Consider the following 16,453-nt stretch of genomic DNA (forward strand, 5'->3'; position numbering starts at 1 on the left):
CTCCCGACAGCGCGCACCGGCCCGGTACCCAGCCGGGAGAACCCCATGAGTGAACCCATCCTCGAACTGAAGCAGCTCAACAAGAGCTTCGGGCCGGTCCACGTCCTCCACGACGTGGACTTCAACGTGCGGGCAGGCGAGGTCACCGCGCTGGTCGGCGACAACGGTGCCGGTAAGTCCACTTTGGTCAAGTCGATCGCCGGGATCCACGGCTACGACTCGGGAACGGTGACGTTCCAGGGCAAGCAGGTGAACATCCACGGCCCGCGCGACGCCGCGGATCTGGGCATCGAGGTCGTCTACCAGGACCTCGCGCTGGCCGAGAACCTCGACATCGTGCAGAACATGTTCCTCGGCCGGGAACGCGGCAGCAAATGGCTGCTCGACGAGGCCAGCATGGAGAAGGCGGCCCGCGAGACGCTCGCCTCGCTCTCGGTCCGCACCGTGAAATCGGTCCGCACGCCCGTTTCGGCCCTCTCGGGCGGGCAGCGGCAGACCGTCGCGATCGCGAAATCCGTGTTGTGGGACTCGAAGGTCGTCCTGCTCGACGAGCCCACCGCCGCGCTCGGTGTCGCGCAGACCCGTCAGGTGCTCGACCTCGTCCGCCGCCTCGCCGAACAGGGCCTCGGTGTGGTGCTGATCAGCCACAACATGGCCGACGTCTTCGAGGTCGCCGACCGCATCGCGGTGCTCTACCTCGGCCGTCTCGTCGCCGAGGTGCACACCAAGGACGTCACCCACGGCCAGGTCGTGGAACTGATCACCGCCGGTCGCTCCGGCGACCTCGGCCTTGCCCGCCCCGAAGCCGCCGTCCTCTGACCCGAGGCGAGAAAGAACCGGAAATGACTGAGACACCTGCAAAGCCCGCCTCGCCGGAGGGGGGCAAGTCGGCGGCCGCCGCGCTCAACCCGTCGGCGGCCATCACGGACTTCGGCATCGACACGACATCGATGTCGACGCGCGAAGCCGTCGGCGACTACTTCTCCCGGCTCAAGGCCGGACAGCTGGGTTCGCTCCCGGCGCTGCTCGGCCTGCTCGTGCTGGTGATCGTGTTCGCCTCGCTGTCGGACACCTTCCTGACGATGAACAACATCGCGAACCTGATGGCACAGGGGGCCGGCAAGGCGATCATCGCGATGGGCATCGTGTTCGTGCTGCTGCTCGGCGAGATCGACCTCTCCGCCGGTACGGCCTCCGGTGTCACCGCCGCGGTGCTGGCGATGCACTACGTGCGCAACGGAAACCTGTTGGGCGGCATGGGGAACGGCGTGTTCATCGCGTTCCTCGTCGTCCTCGCCGTCGCCGCCCTGCTCGGCGTGATCCTGCGGATCTGGGCGGGCGTCGGATTCGCCGTGCTCGCCATCGCGCTCGTGCTGTCGGGAACCGCGGCCAACGCGTGGATCGAGATGCTGCTCGCGATCAGCGTCGGTGGCGCGATCGGTGTCCTCACCGGCTTCCTCGTCTCGAAGATCGGCATGCCCTCGTTCGTCGTGACGCTGGCGCTCTTCCTCGCCTGGCAGGGTGTCATCCTCCAGTTCATCGGTGAGGGCGGCACGCTCGGCATCAGCACCTCCGACGTGCTGTTCAAGGTCGCCAACGGCAATCTGTCCACTTTGGGCAGCTGGATCCTCTTCGTGATCGCCGCAGGCGGGTTCGCCGCGGTGACGCTCGGCCAGCACTTCTCGCGGCTCAAACGCGGCCTGGTCACCCAGCCGACGCCGATGGTGCTGTTCAAGGTCGGCGCGATCGGCGTGGTCGCCGCGGTCGCGACCTATCTGCTCACGCTGAACCGCGCGCCGAACCCGAACATCGTGATCTCCGGCGTCCCGTACGTCGTGCCGATCGTGCTCGGCCTGCTGGTGCTCGGCACCTACGTGCTCAACCGCACGCAGTACGGCCGCCACATCTACGCCGTCGGTGGCAACCGCGAGGCGGCCCGCCGCGCCGGTATCAACGTCGAGAAGATCCGCGCCTCGGTGTTCGTCATCTGCTCGGCCGTGGCGGCGGTCGGCGCGATCGTCTACTCGTCGAAGGTCGGTTCGGTCGACCCGCAGGCCGGTGGCCTCAACACGCTGCTGTTCGCGGTCGGCGCCGCCGTCATCGGTGGTACGTCGCTGTTCGGCGGCAAGGGCCGGGTCGTCGACGCGGTGATCGGTGGTCTCGTGCTCGCGGTCGTCGAGAACGCGCTGGGCCTGCTGAAGCAGTCGGCGGCGGTGGTCAACATCGTCACCGGTCTGGTGCTGCTTCTCGCGGCCACGGTGGACGCGCTGTCCCGTCGCCGCGCGGCTGCGTCGCCGCGCTGAGTCCGCATGGAATGATGAAGCCCGTGACCAGCACACCCGTTGCACGACCAGACGAGGTGCGCAGGCACAACCGCACGACCTTGCTCCGGTTGCTGCACGTCAGCGGCCCGAGCACCAGGGCGACCCTCGCCACCGAGCTGGGGCTCAACCGCAGCACCATCAAGACCCTCGTCGACGGCCTCGCGGAAGCGGGGGTCGTCGAGGAGCGGGTCCCGAGGCCGGGACGAGGGGCGGGCCGCCCCTCGCTCCTGGTCCTGCCGCAGCCGCACGCGGCGGTGGTGCTCGCGGTGGACCTCCAGGTCGAACACGTGGCGATCGCGCTCGTCGGGTTCGGCGGCCAGATCCTCGGGCGCAACAGCTGGAACCTGCACGGCCGGATGCGGGAGGCCGACGAGGTGATCACGCACGTGATCGAGTCGACCACCGTCCTGGCGGGTGACCTGGGTGTCCAGCCGATCGCCGCGGGCGTGTCCGTCCCCGGTGTCGTCCGCCGGGCCGACGGGCACGTCCACGAGGCGCCCAACCTGCGCTGGACCGACGTGGCGCTCGGGGAACGGCTCGGCGGTGTGCTGCGTATTCCCGTCCTGGTCGGCAACGACGCCGAACTCGGCGCCATCGCCGAACACCTGCGCGGCGCCGCGCGGGGCTCCTCCGACGCCGTGTACGTCTCCGCCGATGTCGGTGTCGGGGGCGGGATCATCGCGGACGGTTCGTCGCTGCGCGGCGGCGCGGGCTACGTCGGCGAGATCGGGCATATGGCGATCCGGCCGGGCGGCCGCCCCTGCTACTGCGGGTCCAGCGGCTGCTGGGAGACCGAGGTCGGCGAGGCGGCGCTGTGCCGCGCGCTCGATCTGCCCGAGGACACCCCGCGCGGGGCGATCCTGTTCGAGCTTCGCGAGCTGGGCCGGGATCCGCACGCGGCCGAGGAACGGCTCTCGGAGTTCGCGGAATGGCTGACGCTGGGCCTGGTGAACGTGGTCAACCTGCTGGGCCCGCAGCTGGTCGTACTGGGCGATCTGCTCACCGTGCTGCCCGATTCGGTGGTGAAATCGGTGGCGGCCGAGGTCCGGCGGCGGAGCCTGGTCAGCCGGGCCGTGGGCGGGACGCAGATCGTGAGCTCCGCGCTCGGGGCGGACGTGAAGCTGCTGGGTGCCGCCGAGTCGGCCTTCGAAATGATCCTGGACACCGTCTAGGCCTCGTGAGTGGCGAGGACGGTTCTAACCGTCCTTGCCACTCACGAGACCGGACAGAAGAGCCACCAGGGCGGCCAGGGCTTTCTCCTTCGCGGCTTCGCGGTCTTCGGCGTGCGCGATCATCAGCGCCGCCTCCGCGCAGGCGCTCAGCGCCAGTTGCGCCAGCTCCGGGATGGGCGCGTCGATCAGCAGCCCGTCCGCCGCGGCGGCTTCCAGGATCTCCGTGATCAGGCCCAGCCCGTACCGGTTCTCCAGCTCCCGCCATTCCTGCCAGCCGAGGACGGACACGGCGTCGGTGAGCGCGATCCGCACCACCTCGGGCCGCAGGCAGAGGTCCAGGAACCGGCTCAGCACCCCGAGCGCCCCCGTCCACGGGTCGCCAGCGGCGCCGAGGACGGTCTTCAGATCCTCGGTGATCTCCGTTTCGATCTGCTCGATCACGGCACGGAACAGACCTTGTTTGTCCCCGAAGTGGTGATACAGCGCGCCGCGGGTGACACCCGCCGCCCGGACGATCTCGTCGGCGGGCACGGCGGCGTAACCCTGTTCGGCGAACAGCGTCCGCGCCGCCGTGATCAACGCGGCCTGCGTCGACTGCGAGCGTTCGGTCTGGCTACGTCGTGGCGTGGGCACGCAGGAATTCCACCATCATGCCGCTCAGCCGCTCCGGCTGGTCCTCCGGCACGAAGGCGTAGGAGTCCTCGATCGTCTTCAGTTCGGCGTTCGGCAGGATCCCGGCGAGCTTGCGGCCCACCCACAACGGGAAGTGCCGGTCTTCGGGCGCCCAGGCCAGCAGCACGGGCTTGGTGAACGCGGGCAGCCGCTCGGCGGCGGTCAACGTGTAGCGGTTGTCGACGCTCGCCGTGAACCGGCGCAGATCGTCGCGGATCTCCGCGCTCCGGCGGCTGGGCAGCAGGTACGCGTCGAGGATGTGGTCCGGGACCGGGTGTTTGGTCAGCCAGAGGAAGTCGGTCTTTTCCAGGAGCCAGCGCCAGCGCAGCGCCTGGACCATCAGCCCGACGCCGCCGGGGATCCGCGCCAGCGTGCTCAGCCCCGCGAACATCGGCGGCAGGAAGCGTTCGAAGGAGTCCGACGGGGTCAGCACGACCCGGCCCACCCGTTCCGGGTTCGTGGTCATGAGCAGTTGGGTGAGCGCGCCGCCGGTGTCGTTCGCGACCACGGTGACGTCGGACAGGTCGAGCACTTCGAGGAACCGCGCGATGAGCGCCGCGACGCCGGGCGGGCTCAGCTCGGCGCGGGGGACCGGGATCTCGTGCGAGCCGAGCGGCCAGTCCGGGGTCAGGCAGCGGAAGCCGGCGTCGGCGACCGCGGGCGCCACCTTGCGCCACAACAGGCCGTTGGTCAGTAGTCCGTGCACGAAGACCACGGGAGGGCCTTCGCCGCGGTCGCGGTAGCGGATACGGGCGTCGCCGAGATCCGCCACGTGTGCTTCGCCGAGGAGGTCGCTGGTCGTCATGGTAACTAACATACATGCTGTCTGTATGTTTTTGGAAGGCGTCGTGGACCGGCGCTCAGCTGAGGTTCTGGGTCCGGATGTCCCCAATGTCGCATTGGAGACGCTCAGCGACACCAATGCCGCATTGGGGACACCGAGCGAGGCGGCAGCAGGCGGAAACCAGGGCGGCCGCAGGCAAAAAAACAGGGCGGCCGGCTCTCTCCCTGGGGAGTAGCCGGCCGCCGGTGGTCGTGGACTGGTGGGTTACCGCTGAATGTCCGCGGACATTTCCTTGAGCTTCGTCTCGTGTGCGCGGGCGTGGTGACCACAGAAGAGCAACTCGCCACCGGTGCTGAGAATGGCTCGAACCTGGGCTGCAGCTCCACACCGGTCGCATCGGTCGGCAGCGGTCAGTTCGGGGCGGGTGAGCGTCGGTGAAGTCATTGGAGTCTCCCTCCGTCCCGGCACCGGTGGCCCGGTGCCATCGATCCAGCTACGACCACTTCGGCACTGATGCCGGCAACGTTCGTTCCCGGCTCCGCCGTGTTCGTGCTTCCACTCTTCCAGACGTTTGGCGGCCCGCAAGTGTTCCCGTGCGGGTGTCTCATTTGTCACTGGTAATTACCTCGGATGCCGTAGCGTAATCACGCAACGTGGGAGAAGACTCCCCGTCGAAGGCTCTTTTCCCACGTCAGGCACCATGCGGGGGTGGGAATCGCAGTCGTCCGGAACCGTCTTCCGAGCGTGCCGTCGCCGATCTTGTTCGTTCTCAGCGGAATTTCGATGTACGCCGGCGCGGCCGTCGCCGTAGGTCTCTTTTCGGTCGCCTCCCCCGCGGGGGTGGCCTGGCTCCGCTGTCTCGGGGCGGCGCTGGTCCTCCTCGCGTGGCGCAGGCCACCCCGTTCGGCGTGGACCGGCCGCACGTTCCTGCTCGCGGGCGCCTTCGGCGTCGTCACCGCCGGGATGAACGTGCTCTTCTACGAGGCGATCGCGCGGCTGCCGCTGGGCACCGCGGTCGCGCTCGAGTTCGCCGGGCCCGTGGTGGTGGCCGCGTTCGGCTCGCGGACCCGTCGTGACGTCTTCGCGCTGGTGCTGGTGGCGGCGGGCGTGCTCGCCATCGCGGACGTCCGGCTCGAAGGCAGCCTGCTCGGCGTGCTGTTCGCGCTCGGCGCGGCGGCCGCCTGGGCGGGCTACATCCTGCTCGGGAAGCGGGTCGCGGTCGGCGGGAACGGGATCGACGGGCTGGCCGTCGGGTTCGCGGTCGGCACCGTGGTGCTGTCACCGCTGGCGCTCGGCACCGGGGCGGTGTGGGGTTCGCCACGTTTGCTGTTGCTCGGCGTCGGAGTGGGCGTGCTTTCCACCGTGGTGCCGTACGCGCTCGACCAGGTGGTCCTGCGCAAGGCCGGGCAGGCGCGGTTCGCGCTGCTGCTCGCGTTGCTGCCGGTCACGGCGGGGGTGATCGGCTTCCTCTGGCTCCGTCAGGTCCCGGCCCTGCCCGAAGCGCTCGGCACGCTGGCCGTGGTCGCCGGGGTGGCGCTGCGCTCCCCGGGGAAACGTGATGACTCGGCGCCCCTCTGAGCGGGATACTGAACGGTCTGAGGCGCTTTCAGCACCGGGAGGACACGTGGCCGAGATCCGGCGGGCCGTCACCGTCGAGGAGGTCGTCGCCGCCCAGCACCTGTTCGACGGCCCCGCGCAACGGGAGGCGTCCGAGAAGTTCCTCGCGGGGGAGGAGAACCATCTCCTCATCGCCTACGAGGACGGCGAGCCCGCGGGGATGATCACCGGCACCGAGGTGACGCATCCGGACAAGGGCACCGAGATGTTCCTCAACGAACTCGACGTCAGCCCGGACTACCAGCGGCGCGGGATCGGCCGCGACCTCGTCGACGCGCTGGCCGGGATCGCGCGGGAGCGCGGCTGCCGCGGGATGTGGGTCGGGGTCGAGACGGACAACAAGGCCGCTCTGGCGACCTACACCTCGGCCGGCGCGTCGAACGACGGGCCGTTCATCATGCAGTCGTGGACGTTCGAAGACTGATGTCCTCCGGAATCGACGGCGACCGGACGGGGCTGTCCGGTCGCCGCTGGCTGCCAGGGGGCGAGCATCTCGTCGCCGTCGCACGGGCCGAACTCCCGCAGCGGGACGGGCTCGCCGGGCCGTTCACGGCGCTGGCGGCCCTGCGTGCGGCGGGTTTCGGCGTCGCGGGCCAGGACGAGGTCGCGGCGCTGGCGGGCACCACGCCGGAAGGTCTCGCGCGGGCGATCGCGACGCTGTCGGGCGGGCGGCTCGTCGCCGTGCCCGCCACCGGGAACTGGGCGCCGCACTCGTTGTTCATGCTCCTGGCGGCGCTGTGGCGGCTGCCGAGGGTGGCGTTGATCGCGGAGGTCGACCCGGCCGAATTCGGCGCGCACGACACCCCGGCGCGAGCGCTGCTCGACTACCTCGACACCGGCATCCCGCCGCTGTGGTCGTCGCGCTGGCGTCCGTCCGAGGGGCATTTCGTGCTGGCGGCCGGGATGCGCATCGGCGCCGAAGGAACCCTGGTGTCCATTATGGACGGTTATCCGTCCTTGGGGGACAACGGTTTGCACGACCAGCCGGTGGAATGGGTGGCCGCGGCGCTGAACCGGATGCTGGTCGTGGTGGACGACGGCGACACCGAGGCCGCCGTCGACGCGATCACGACGGCGGGTTTGTGGAGCTGAGGTCGTCCTTCGCGAAGCGGGAATGCTTGCGTCCGTAGAAGACGTAGATCAGCAGGCCGAGCAGCAGCCACGCGGCGAACCGCAGCCACGTCATCACGTCCAGGTTCAGCATCAGGTAGAAGCACGCCAGCGCCGCCACGATGGGCAGATAGGGCGAGAACGGCACGGTGAACGGCCGGTCCAGGTCCGGGCGGCGCCTGCGCAGCACCGGGACCGCCAGTGCGACGATGATCATCGCCGACAGGGCGCCGATGCTGACCATGTCGGCGAGTTCGGAGATCGGGACGAACGCCGCCAGCGCCGCGATCAGCACCGCGCCGGCGATGGTCATCCGGTGCGGGGTGCCCCAGCGCCGATGCGCCGTGCCGAACTTCTTCGGCAGCAGGCCGTCGCGGCCCATCGCGAAGCCGATCCGGCCGATCGTCACCAGTTCCACCATCATCACCGACGTCAGCCCGGTGACCGCGCCGAGCGAGATCAGCGCGCCGACCCAATGCTGCCCGACCCGGTCGAAGGCGTCGGCGAGCGGGGCGCCCGCGTCGATCTCGGCGAACGGCACCATCCCGGTCAGCACCAGCGAGACCCCGATGTAGAGCAGCGCGCAGACGCCGAGCGCGCCGAGGATGCCGACCCGCAGATCGCGTTTGGGGTTCACGGTCTCCTCGCCGAGGTTGGCGAGCGCCTCGAAACCGGTGTAGGCGAAGAAGACGACGGCGGCGGCGGTCACCATCCCGGCGATGCCGTAGACGGACTGTTCGAGCCCGAGCGCGGCCTGCACGATCGGCTGATGCAGGGTCCCGGCCGTCTCCGTCGGTGGCTGCGCGGCCGGGATGAACGGGGTGAGGTTCTCGCCGCGGACGTAGAACACGCCGACCGCGAGAATCAGCACACAGACCGCGACCTTGACCAGCACGAGCAGATTCGTCACCCGCGCCGACTCCTTGATCCCGAGGACGGCGATCACGGTCAGCACGGCGATGATCACGACCGCGCCTATGTTGACCTTCGCGTCTTCGCCGAACCAGTCGGGGGAGAGCCCCATCAGATTCGCGAGATAGCCGGACCAGCCGCGGGACACGACGGCCGCGCCGAGGGCGAACTCGAGCAGCAGATCCCAGCCGATGATCCAGGCGAAGGTCTCGCCGAGGGTGGCGAAGGCGTAGGTGTAGGCGCTTCCGGCCGTCGGCACGCTGGAGGCGAGTTCGGCGTAACAGAGGGCCGCCATCCCGGCCACCACGGCACCGAGCACGAACGACAGCGTGACCGACGGGCCCGCGTGGGTTTTCGCCTCGACCCCGGCCAGGGTGAAGATGCCGGTGCCGATGATGATGCCGACCCCGAACCCGATCAGGTCGCGCCCGTGCAGGCGGCGTTTCAGCTCACCGGAATCCTGCCGTCGCAGGACCTCGTCCACGTCCAGAGTTCGCCGCATGAAGGGTCACGCTAGAAGATCGCCGTCCACCTCGCAGATCGGTGGGAGATCGAGGGGACATGGCCACCGTGGTGCGAAGTGTCCACAAGGGACGGCTCGCGCCGATTGTGCGCCCGATCTATGCCCTGATGTCGGATTCTCACGTGGGTCGTGAGTGATAAAGAGGGTTAGAACGACCATTGCCACTCACGACCCCCTGTGCAAAACGCTCAAATCGGACATAATGGTGGGAGTGGTGTCCTTTGTGGATGGTTATGGTCGCGTCAGATTCCCCAGATGGGCCCTCGGCATGCCACACGCCACATCAAACGCGGTGAAGGGAGCCTTCAGCCCACGCACGACAGCGGTGAACCATGCGATGGGAGTTCACCCCTCCAGCACGACGCCGTTCTCCTGCGCCAGGATCGCCGCCTGCACCCGTGACCGCAGCTCCAGTTTCGTCAGCACCCGGGAGACATGCGTCTTCACCGTGGTCTCGCCGATGTGCAGCCGCGTCCCGATCTGCGCGTTGGACAGGCCGCCGCCCAGGCACGCCAGCACTTCGCGCTCGCGTTCGGTCAGGTCCGCGAGTCCGGCGGGGACGACGGAAGGTTCCCGGGTCCCGGCGGCGAAGGCGGCGATCAGTTTCCGCGTGACCTGTGGCGCGAGCACACCTTCGCCCGCCGCGACCAGCTTCACCGCCTCGATCAGCCGCGACGCCTCCACCGACTTCAGCAGGAACCCGGCCGCGCCCGCCCGCAGCGCGGCGTGGACGTACTCGTCGAGATCGAAGGTGGTGAGCACGAGGACTTCGCACAGCCCCTCCGCGGTCAGTTCCCGCGTGGCCGCGATGCCGTCGACCCCGGGCATCCGCACGTCCATCAGCACGACGTCCGGCTTCAGCGCCTTCGCCTGGCGGACGGCGATGGCGCCGTCCGCGGCCTCGCCGACCACCTCGATCCCTTCGGCGTTGCCGAGGATCATCATCAGCCCGGCACGGATCGCGCCGTGGTCGTCGGCGACCAGCACCCTGATGTTCCCGTCGCTCAAGACCCCTCCAGAGGCAGTTCGGCGCGGACCAGCCAGCGACCGCCGGACGGCCCGGCGGTGAAGGTGCCGCCCACCGCGGCGGCGCGTTCCCGCATGTTCAGCAGGCCGAGGCCGGACCCGCCGTCGCCGGGGCGGCCCGGCTGAAGATCGTTGCGCACCTCGACGGTGAGTATGCCGCCGCTCGACCGGATGTCGAGGACGGCCCGCCCGCCGGGAGCGTGTTTCATCGCGTTGGTCAGCGCCTCCTGCGCGATCCGGTACGCGGTCAGGTCGACCGCGGCGGGCAGCGGGGACGCCGGATCCGGTACGGAACCGAGCTCGACCGCCAGCCCGCTCGCCCGCGCCGATTCGACCAGTTTGGACAGTTCGGCCAGCCGGGCGGGCGCGGTCGGCTCGATCTCGGTGTCCGCGCGCAGCAGCCCGATCATCGCGCGCATCTCCTCCAGCGCGCTGACACTGTTCTCCCGCACCGATTCCAGGACCTTCCTGGACAACTTCGGGTCGGCGGTGGCCATCGACAGCGCGGCTTCGGACTGGATCGCGATCGCCGAGAGATGCCCGGCGATGACGTCGTGCAGATCCCGTGCCATCTTCGATCGTTCCCCCGCCACGGCGGCCTTCCGGTCCAGTTCGCCGATCGTGGCCAGCTGGACCGCGTTCGCCCGTTCGTTGTCGGCGATGTCCCGTTGCTGACGGACGTTGGCGGCCCACCACACCGGGGTGACCAGGAACGGCAGGAAGGCGAACGCGATGAGGATCGCCGTCCGCCACTGCGCGGACAAGAGGAGCGCGAGGCAGACCGCGGCGAGCGTCCCGATCGCGGCGACGCCGATCATCACCCTGCTGACGCGCCGTGAGCCGTACAGCGTCGTCGCGTAGAGGAAGTCGGTGAAGATGACGAAGATCGGCAGCGAGGGCCCGAACGCGACGTCCACGCCGAGGACGACGAGCCCGCACATCAGTCCCCAAGGGACTTTGCGGCGCAGCAACTGAAGGAGGCACAACACGGTCAGTTCGGCCAGCCGGATCCACAGCGGTGTGTCGTCCTTGCCGCCGAGCAGCACGTGCATCCCGCTGAGGTAGACCAGCACACCGAGGACCCAGGTGCCGAAGGCGATGACGAGGTCCTGTTTCCATTCGGCGAGGTGGTTCAGGCGCGGGACGAACGTGGGCACCGTTCCATCCCAGCACACCGGCCCCCGCCACGGGGTCCTACGAACTGATGACGACGATCTCGTGCCGTACGCCGACGCGGCCTCGGCGGCCCGCGAGCCAGACTCGGTTCGTGAACAAGATCTGGGACTTCATCGCGGAAAACCCGATGGCGGCCGTGATCGCCGGCGGGGAGATCGGTTTCTGGGTCGCCATCCTCGCCGGCCTCGTGGCCCGCTATCCGCTCAAACTGAAGCGCACCGGCGTCGCGCTGCTGCTCCTGACCCCGGTGATCGACGTCGTCGTGCTGGTCGCGACGGTCGTCGATCTGCGCAACGGCGCCACGGCGAACTTCGTGCACGGCCTCGCCGCGGTGTACCTGGGTTTCAGCGTGGTGTTCGGGCATTCGATGATCAAGTGGGCCGACGTGCGGTTCGCGCACCGGTTCGCGGGCGGGCCGCCACCGCCGCCCAAGCCGAGGGGCCGGGAGAAGCTGCGCGCCGAATGGCGTGACTGGTTCAAATGCGTGCTGGCCTGCGGGCTGGCCGCCGGGGTGCTGCTCCTGCTGATCGTCATCGCGGGCGGCGGCGCGCAGGTCGACCCGTTGTGGGGCTGGCTGCCACGGCTGGGGGTCGTGACCGCCATCTGGTTCGCCACCGGGCCGCTGTGGCAGGAGCTTTCCCCCAGGGACAGGGTCGAGGAAGGGGTACGACGATGATCGAACTGCTGGGGATCCTCCTGCTGGTACAGGGCGGGGGCGGGCTGATCAACCGGTTGCTGGGGAGCACGAACCCGAGCTGGTTCGTCCAGCTCCATCTGCTCCCGCCGGGGATGCACGTGGTGGCGAGCGCGCTGATGGTGGCCGCGGGCGTGGGGGTGCTGTTCGCCGAACGCGCCCGCAAGCAGCGCCGCCGGTCAGACTGAGACGAGCACCTGCAGCACCCCGAGGACGATGGTGACGACCGTCAGCACGACGGTCACCACGGTGAGCCGCGTGACCCGCGCGCTCACCGTGTTCTCGTAGGCGTATCTGGTCTCCTCGTCCATCGCCTCGGCCTGGCGGTCGAGCTGGGCGATGATCCGCTCCACGCCCATGCTGGTGACCAGGCGGCGCTCCAGCGAGTCGATCTCGGGCGGGAGCACCGAATGCAGCATTTCGAGGATGTCGTCGAGCGAGCCCCGCAACAGCCTGGTGCGGCTCCCGGCGGCCTTCATCGACGCCAGCCACTGGTCGGCCAGCGCCATCCGGATCAGGACCCGTTCGAGGATGAAGAGCATCCCGTGGTCGAGCCCGCCGATCTCGCTGTCGATGCCGAAATACGGTTCGGCGTCGCCGAACGGGCCGCGCATCAGCTCGGCCTGGTGCTCGACGTACTCGGAATCCTTGCTGTTGAGGCAGACGATCCCGCCCGCCATCGTGTACGCGGCGACGAAGGACCGCGTGCCCCACGACGGGCCGAGCGCGTCCCTGGCGACCTCGCGGGGCACGAACCGCCAGCCCTCGTCGCTGGTCGCCATCCCGTAGAACGGTCGGGGATCGGCGGCGACCCGCTGGGCGGGCGGATGCCCGTCGTGGGAGCGCAGTTCGACGCACCAGCCCTTGCGGCCGAGTCCTTCGGTCAGGTCGCAGCCCTTGGTCAGGTCCTCGAAGACATGGGTGACGGCCTTGAGGAGCGAAGGGAACGTCTTCTCGCCGTAGACGCCGTGCAGCCCCTGTTCCCCGCTCGACGTCTCCCGGCCCTGAAGGCTTTGCAGGATCGCGATGGCGAGGTCGAACTCGGCGGCGGGACCGTCCGCCGCCGCGCCGGCGATCCTGGTGGCGAGGACCAGCGTCATCGCGTGATAGGCGGGATGCCAGGTGACGACGAGTTCGCACGGCAGGCCTGCCTCGCCGAGGCGGATCGCCAGCTCGCGTTTGCGCAGCACCCGTCTTCGCGGCGGTGTCGTGTAGCTGGCCAGGAAGTTCTCCGCCGCCGTCCACTCGTCGCCGAGCTTCCCGTCGAGGTGGGCCAGCAGCCCGCGGTCCCGCCCGCCGTCCAGCACCTTCCCGGCCTCCCGCTCGGACAGCGGGACGGCCCACGCGAAGGTGAGGAGCACCGCGGTCATGCGCGGCGCAGCAGCGTGATCAGGTCGCGGCCGAGGTGGCGCCGCAGCGGGCCGGAGGCGTTGACCAGTTCGTCGCGGTCGATGTGCTCGTCGGCCGGGCCGAGATCGTCGAGGACGTGGTACGTCCACTCCCACTCGGTGCGCCAGCCCGCTTCGGCCGCGTCGGCGGCGATCTCCGCCGGGTCCAGATAGCGCACCGGGAGCGCCGGGCCGCCGTCGTGCAGCGCCTTGTCGAACTCTTCGCGCGACACCCGGCGTGAGCGGACTTCGTCGCCCGCTTCGACGCTGTCGAGACTGAACGCGCCCTGCCCGATCGGTGACCGGCTGTAGGCGAGCACCAGCACGCCGCCGGGCGCGGTGAGCCCGGCCAGCCGCCGCAGGATCGGGCCGACGTCCGGGGTCGGCACGTGCTGGATGACGTGACTGCACACCACGAGGTCGTACGGGCCGCCGTCCAAACCGGTGATCGGTGAGACGGCGAAGGAGAACTCGGTGTCCTCGACGACGGTCTCGCGGGCCTTGGCCAGCCTGTCCGGGTCGGGATCCGCGGCGGTGACGTCGGCGGAGAACCGGGCCAGCCAGGGGAGAAGGCGGCCTTCCCCGCAGCCGGCGTCGAGTGCCTTGACCTTGTCGCGCGGGCCGAGGATCGCGGCGAGCCGTCCGGCGGCCTTCCCGAGCGCGCGGTCCTCGCTGGCCGTCCAGTACCCGTCGTAGGGTTCGTGCCGTCGGATGAACACACCGGTGACGTGATCGCCGGTGTCCGGGTAGCGGTAGCCCTCGGTCAGCACAGTCGCGAATATAGCCCGGATTCGCGGGTTCTCCGGTGCTCCGCGCGGGATTACCATGAGTCATGGCCATCGGGCCTGTCACGCTGTACGCCGTTGTCGCCGTGGCGCCTTCGGTGCTTTTCTGGTGCGCGCTGAAAGTGCCCGCGCTGGTGCGCCGATGGCGCCGCCGCCGCGCCCCGGAACTCCCGGCCGGGCCGCCCATCGAGAAACTCGCCGCCGATCTCCGCCGGGTGCACCGGCTGCTGGCGGAGCTTCCGTCCGGTGCCTCCGCCGTCCGCCGGTACGGCACCAGGCAGGCGTACGACGCGCTGCTCGTGCAGGCCTGCCGGGAGGTCGAGGTCGAGCACCGGCTGGCCGAACTGCCGGAGGGGTTCGACCGGGAGATCGAGCGGCTGCGCGTCGAGGAATCCCTGGCCGAGCGCGGGCTTTCCGTGTCCTGACGCGGTTTGTATCGAAAGTATGCGCGCGACCGGAAGGCTCGCGGGCATGAAGAGGCTGGGACTTCTCGCTTCGCTCCTGCTGGTGTTCGCGCTCATCCCGGGCGTCGCCTCCGCCGCGGCGGCCTTCCCGAGGATGGACGCGGCCACGGTCGACGGTTTCCGCTGGACCTCCGGTTCGAGCTTCGGCACCTACGGCGCCCGGATCGCCGAACTGGAGAAGCACCTCCCGGCTCGCGGGCTGCCGGAGATCCTGTCGTCGGCGAACCGGAAGGCGCGGCCGCTGTGCCACGCCACGTATCTCGCGGCGGCGCTGAACCCGGCGGGATTCTGCTGGGAAGACGCCAACGACGACAAGACGAACGACTGGATCCCGCAGGGACTCACCGGTTCCGGCGACGCCGACGCGGCGACCGGGAAGGTCGGCGGCAAACGGGTGGTGGCGACGTCCTGGCACACACCCGGCGACACCATGGTCCGTCTGTCCTTTGTGGACGCCACAGGGCTGGGATACCGGCATGTGCTGCTCGTCGAACCGACGTCGAACGACAACTTCGCCGTCGTGCAAGGACACGGGCACGGGATGACCTGGATCGGGAACCGGCTGTTCGTCGCGACCACCGGTGGTGTGGTGCGGGTTTTCGACACCACGCACTTCTGGAAGGTCGACGACAGCTCCGGTGTCGTCGGGAAGGGCCCGGACGGCAAGTACCACGCGGCTTTCTACGACTACGCGATGCCGCAGATCGGTGCGTACTGGTACCCCGGCGGCGGTTCCTGCACCAACGCGCCCGGCACGCGGCCGTGTCTCGCGACGATGTCGTTCGACCACAGCGACGGCTCGATCGTGACCGCGGAGCACATCCCGAACGCGGCGGGCGGCCGGGTGCTGCGGTGGCCGTTCGACCGCGCGACCGGCCTGCCCAAGGTGTCCGCCGATGGGACCGTGCACGCGAAGGAGGGCTTCGTGTCGCCGGTGTGGGGAATGCAGGGAGCGGTGTCGCGCAACGGATATTTCGTGCTGACCGGCGTGTGCCCCGAGTACGCAGGCGTGGCGGGCGACCATCCGTCGTGCCTGCACGGCGGGGTCGGCGGCACCTCGACGTCGCGGCTGAGCGGCCGGGCGCCGGTGAACTCGCAGAACCTGTCGTACTGGCCGGCGACGGGGGAGCTGTGGCTGATGAACGAACAGCTCCGGGAACGGGTGACCGTGCACGTCCCGTGGACCACCTTGACGGGGAGGTCGTGAGTGGTAAGGACGGTTCTAACCGTCCTTACCACTCACGAGGTCAGGGGGCGAAGTCCCAGCGCGTGGCGCCATGCGGTTCGGCGCCCGCCACACCGATGGCCCGGCGCAGGGTGAGGCGGTACAGATACCACGGCGGGGCGCCCGCGCTGGGCGCGCTGAAGGGAGCGGTGAGCGCGTCGCCCTCCACCGTCGCGGGCCAGCCGCCGCTCCGGTAGACCGCCGCCACCTGTTCCAGCGTGGCCGGGTCGGTGACCCGGTGCGCTTCGCCCTCCATCGTGAGGTCGATTCCCCGCAGCCGCACCGAAACGGTGCACGCCGGGTTCGCGGCCAGGTTGCGTGACCGGCGGGTGCCGGGCCCGCCTTTGAAGTACAGGGCGTCGTCCACCCAGACGGCCCCGACACCCGCCGAATGCGGGCGCCCGTCGGGGCGGACGGTCGTCACGAAGAAGGTCAGGTCGGCGGTCGGGGTGTCCTCGGCGAGGACGTCCCGCGCGCGGCTCCAGGGGAGTTCCGCGGAGCCGTAGCGGTCGAGGTTCTTGGTGGCGTGAGGTTTCGTCATACCCACGCGTCGAACGGGCGGGCCGCGATTCGACACCGGA

The 16,453-nt window shown here is 69.7% G+C and carries 19 protein-coding genes; 10 read left to right on the forward strand and 9 right to left on the reverse strand.

What is annotated here, in order from left to right; genetic code table 11:
• Positions 1–45 precede the first annotated feature (45 nt).
• From ACFWIW_RS12260 to ACFWIW_RS12270, 3 genes are read left to right on the forward strand one after another with little or no spacing between them, the layout of a single operon-like run.
• The gene (locus tag ACFWIW_RS12260) at positions 46–819 is read left to right on the forward strand and encodes an ATP-binding cassette domain-containing protein (RefSeq protein WP_005164482.1); all 774 of its coding nucleotides are present in this window, start codon (positions 46–48) and stop codon (positions 817–819) included.
• A 23-nt stretch (positions 820–842) separates the two neighbouring features.
• Positions 843–2,303, forward strand: coding sequence for a sugar ABC transporter permease (locus ACFWIW_RS12265; RefSeq protein WP_378368489.1), 1,461 nt, complete (start codon positions 843–845; stop codon positions 2,301–2,303).
• 11 nt (positions 2,304–2,314) lie between these two features.
• Complete coding sequence (locus ACFWIW_RS12270; protein ID WP_378368490.1) at positions 2,315–3,496, forward strand: ROK family protein; 1,182 nt, start codon at positions 2,315–2,317, stop codon at positions 3,494–3,496.
• A 24-nt stretch (positions 3,497–3,520) separates the two neighbouring features.
• Here ACFWIW_RS12270 and ACFWIW_RS12275 read toward each other — a convergent pair whose 3' ends face one another.
• The 3 genes from ACFWIW_RS12275 to ACFWIW_RS12285 all read right to left on the reverse strand — a co-directional run bounded on the left by ACFWIW_RS12275 (position 3,521) and on the right by ACFWIW_RS12285 (position 5,396).
• Complete coding sequence (locus ACFWIW_RS12275) at positions 3,521–4,129, reverse strand: TetR/AcrR family transcriptional regulator (protein WP_378368491.1); 609 nt, start codon at positions 4,127–4,129, stop codon at positions 3,521–3,523.
• Positions 4,110–4,973 carry an alpha/beta fold hydrolase gene (locus ACFWIW_RS12280; protein WP_378368492.1) on the reverse strand — a complete coding sequence of 288 codons (864 nt, stop codon included), beginning with the start codon at positions 4,971–4,973 and terminating at the stop codon, positions 4,110–4,112. Before ACFWIW_RS12280 ends, ACFWIW_RS12275 begins: the two co-directional genes overlap by 20 nt.
• 243 nt (positions 4,974–5,216) lie before the next feature.
• Positions 5,217–5,396 (reverse strand): hypothetical protein, encoded by a 180-nt coding sequence (locus ACFWIW_RS12285; protein WP_016332937.1) that lies wholly within the window; start codon positions 5,394–5,396, stop codon positions 5,217–5,219.
• A 339-nt stretch (positions 5,397–5,735) separates the two neighbouring features.
• Here ACFWIW_RS12285 and ACFWIW_RS12290 point away from each other — a divergent pair, with 339 nt between their 5' ends.
• The 3 genes from ACFWIW_RS12290 to ACFWIW_RS12300 are packed head-to-tail and all read left to right on the forward strand — an operon-like array spanning position 5,736 to position 7,661.
• Positions 5,736–6,530: a DMT family transporter gene (locus ACFWIW_RS12290; RefSeq protein ID WP_378368546.1), complete on the forward strand. Its 795-nt coding sequence runs from the start codon at positions 5,736–5,738 to the stop codon at positions 6,528–6,530.
• A gap of 46 nt (positions 6,531–6,576) precedes the next feature.
• Entirely contained in the window at positions 6,577–6,993 is a 417-nt protein-coding gene (locus tag ACFWIW_RS12295; protein ID WP_240597737.1) for a GNAT family N-acetyltransferase, read from the forward strand.
• Positions 6,993–7,661, forward strand: coding sequence for a DUF6885 family protein (locus ACFWIW_RS12300; RefSeq protein WP_378368547.1), 669 nt, complete (start codon positions 6,993–6,995; stop codon positions 7,659–7,661). Before ACFWIW_RS12295 ends, ACFWIW_RS12300 begins: the two co-directional genes overlap by 1 nt.
• On the opposite strand, the gene ACFWIW_RS12305 is transcribed toward ACFWIW_RS12300, so the two are convergent.
• The 3 genes from ACFWIW_RS12305 to ACFWIW_RS12315 all read right to left on the reverse strand — a co-directional run bounded on the left by ACFWIW_RS12305 (position 7,636) and on the right by ACFWIW_RS12315 (position 11,297).
• Positions 7,636–9,075, reverse strand: coding sequence for an APC family permease (locus ACFWIW_RS12305; protein WP_378368548.1), 1,440 nt, complete (start codon positions 9,073–9,075; stop codon positions 7,636–7,638). The two genes, ACFWIW_RS12300 and ACFWIW_RS12305, sit on opposite strands and share 26 nt — an antisense overlap.
• Before the next feature lie 384 nt (positions 9,076–9,459).
• Entirely contained in the window at positions 9,460–10,122 is a 663-nt protein-coding gene (locus ACFWIW_RS12310; protein ID WP_378368493.1) for a response regulator, read from the reverse strand.
• Positions 10,119–11,297 (reverse strand): sensor histidine kinase, encoded by a 1,179-nt coding sequence (locus tag ACFWIW_RS12315; protein WP_378368494.1) that lies wholly within the window; start codon positions 11,295–11,297, stop codon positions 10,119–10,121. Before ACFWIW_RS12315 ends, ACFWIW_RS12310 begins: the two co-directional genes overlap by 4 nt.
• Before the next feature lie 110 nt (positions 11,298–11,407).
• Here ACFWIW_RS12315 and ACFWIW_RS12320 point away from each other — a divergent pair, with 110 nt between their 5' ends.
• On the forward strand, positions 11,408–11,992 hold the full coding sequence (locus tag ACFWIW_RS12320; protein ID WP_378368495.1) for a hypothetical protein: 585 nt from the start codon (positions 11,408–11,410) through the stop codon (positions 11,990–11,992).
• Entirely contained in the window at positions 11,989–12,198 is a 210-nt protein-coding gene (locus ACFWIW_RS12325) for a hypothetical protein (RefSeq protein WP_378368496.1), read from the forward strand. Before ACFWIW_RS12320 ends, ACFWIW_RS12325 begins: the two co-directional genes overlap by 4 nt.
• On the opposite strand, the gene ACFWIW_RS12330 is transcribed toward ACFWIW_RS12325, so the two are convergent.
• Together ACFWIW_RS12330 and ACFWIW_RS12335 are read right to left on the reverse strand one after the other, a co-directional pair.
• A complete protein-coding gene (locus ACFWIW_RS12330; protein WP_378368497.1) occupies positions 12,190–13,380 on the reverse strand; it encodes a hypothetical protein in 1,191 nt (396 codons plus the stop codon). The genes ACFWIW_RS12325 and ACFWIW_RS12330 overlap by 9 nt on opposite strands.
• On the reverse strand, positions 13,377–14,168 hold the full coding sequence (locus tag ACFWIW_RS12335; protein ID WP_378368498.1) for a class I SAM-dependent methyltransferase: 792 nt from the start codon (positions 14,166–14,168) through the stop codon (positions 13,377–13,379). The genes ACFWIW_RS12330 and ACFWIW_RS12335 overlap by 4 nt, the downstream gene beginning before the upstream one ends.
• A gap of 62 nt (positions 14,169–14,230) precedes the next feature.
• Here ACFWIW_RS12335 and ACFWIW_RS12340 point away from each other — a divergent pair, with 62 nt between their 5' ends.
• Positions 14,231–14,608: a hypothetical protein gene (locus ACFWIW_RS12340; RefSeq protein ID WP_378368499.1), complete on the forward strand. Its 378-nt coding sequence runs from the start codon at positions 14,231–14,233 to the stop codon at positions 14,606–14,608.
• Between the two features lie 46 nt (positions 14,609–14,654).
• Positions 14,655–15,854: a hypothetical protein gene (locus ACFWIW_RS12345; RefSeq protein ID WP_378368500.1), complete on the forward strand. Its 1,200-nt coding sequence runs from the start codon at positions 14,655–14,657 to the stop codon at positions 15,852–15,854.
• Positions 15,855–15,894: 40 nt separating this feature from the next.
• On the opposite strand, the gene ACFWIW_RS12350 is transcribed toward ACFWIW_RS12345, so the two are convergent.
• Entirely contained in the window at positions 15,895–16,413 is a 519-nt protein-coding gene (locus ACFWIW_RS12350) for a pyridoxamine 5'-phosphate oxidase family protein (protein WP_378368501.1), read from the reverse strand.
• Positions 16,414–16,453 lie beyond the last annotated feature (40 nt).

Origin of the sequence: Amycolatopsis sp. NPDC058340 (genome assembly GCF_042723975.1) — a bacterium.
GTDB lineage: Bacteria > Actinomycetota > Actinomycetes > Mycobacteriales > Pseudonocardiaceae > Amycolatopsis.

Excerpts from the sequence above, each read along its gene's own strand:
- ACFWIW_RS12285 (WP_016332937.1), bottom strand. The coding sequence starts at position 5,396 with ATGACTTCACCGACGCTCACCCGCCCCGAACTGACCGCTGCCGACCGA.
- ACFWIW_RS12330 (WP_378368497.1), bottom strand. The coding sequence starts at position 13,380 with ATGACCGCGGTGCTCCTCACCTTCGCGTGGGCCGTCCCGCTGTCCGAG.
- ACFWIW_RS12325 (WP_378368496.1), top strand. The coding sequence starts at position 11,989 with ATGATCGAACTGCTGGGGATCCTCCTGCTGGTACAGGGCGGGGGCGGG.
- ACFWIW_RS12265 (WP_378368489.1), top strand. The coding sequence starts at position 843 with ATGACTGAGACACCTGCAAAGCCCGCCTCGCCGGAGGGGGGCAAGTCG.
- ACFWIW_RS12350 (WP_378368501.1), bottom strand. The coding sequence starts at position 16,413 with ATGACGAAACCTCACGCCACCAAGAACCTCGACCGCTACGGCTCCGCG.
- ACFWIW_RS12290 (WP_378368546.1), top strand. The coding sequence starts at position 5,736 with ATGTACGCCGGCGCGGCCGTCGCCGTAGGTCTCTTTTCGGTCGCCTCC.
- ACFWIW_RS12300 (WP_378368547.1), top strand. The coding sequence starts at position 6,993 with ATGTCCTCCGGAATCGACGGCGACCGGACGGGGCTGTCCGGTCGCCGC.
- ACFWIW_RS12270 (WP_378368490.1), top strand. The coding sequence starts at position 2,315 with ATGATGAAGCCCGTGACCAGCACACCCGTTGCACGACCAGACGAGGTG.
- ACFWIW_RS12280 (WP_378368492.1), bottom strand. The coding sequence starts at position 4,973 with ATGACGACCAGCGACCTCCTCGGCGAAGCACACGTGGCGGATCTCGGC.
- ACFWIW_RS12340 (WP_378368499.1), top strand. The coding sequence starts at position 14,231 with ATGGCCATCGGGCCTGTCACGCTGTACGCCGTTGTCGCCGTGGCGCCT.
- ACFWIW_RS12260 (WP_005164482.1), top strand. The coding sequence starts at position 46 with ATGAGTGAACCCATCCTCGAACTGAAGCAGCTCAACAAGAGCTTCGGG.
- ACFWIW_RS12345 (WP_378368500.1), top strand. The coding sequence starts at position 14,655 with ATGAAGAGGCTGGGACTTCTCGCTTCGCTCCTGCTGGTGTTCGCGCTC.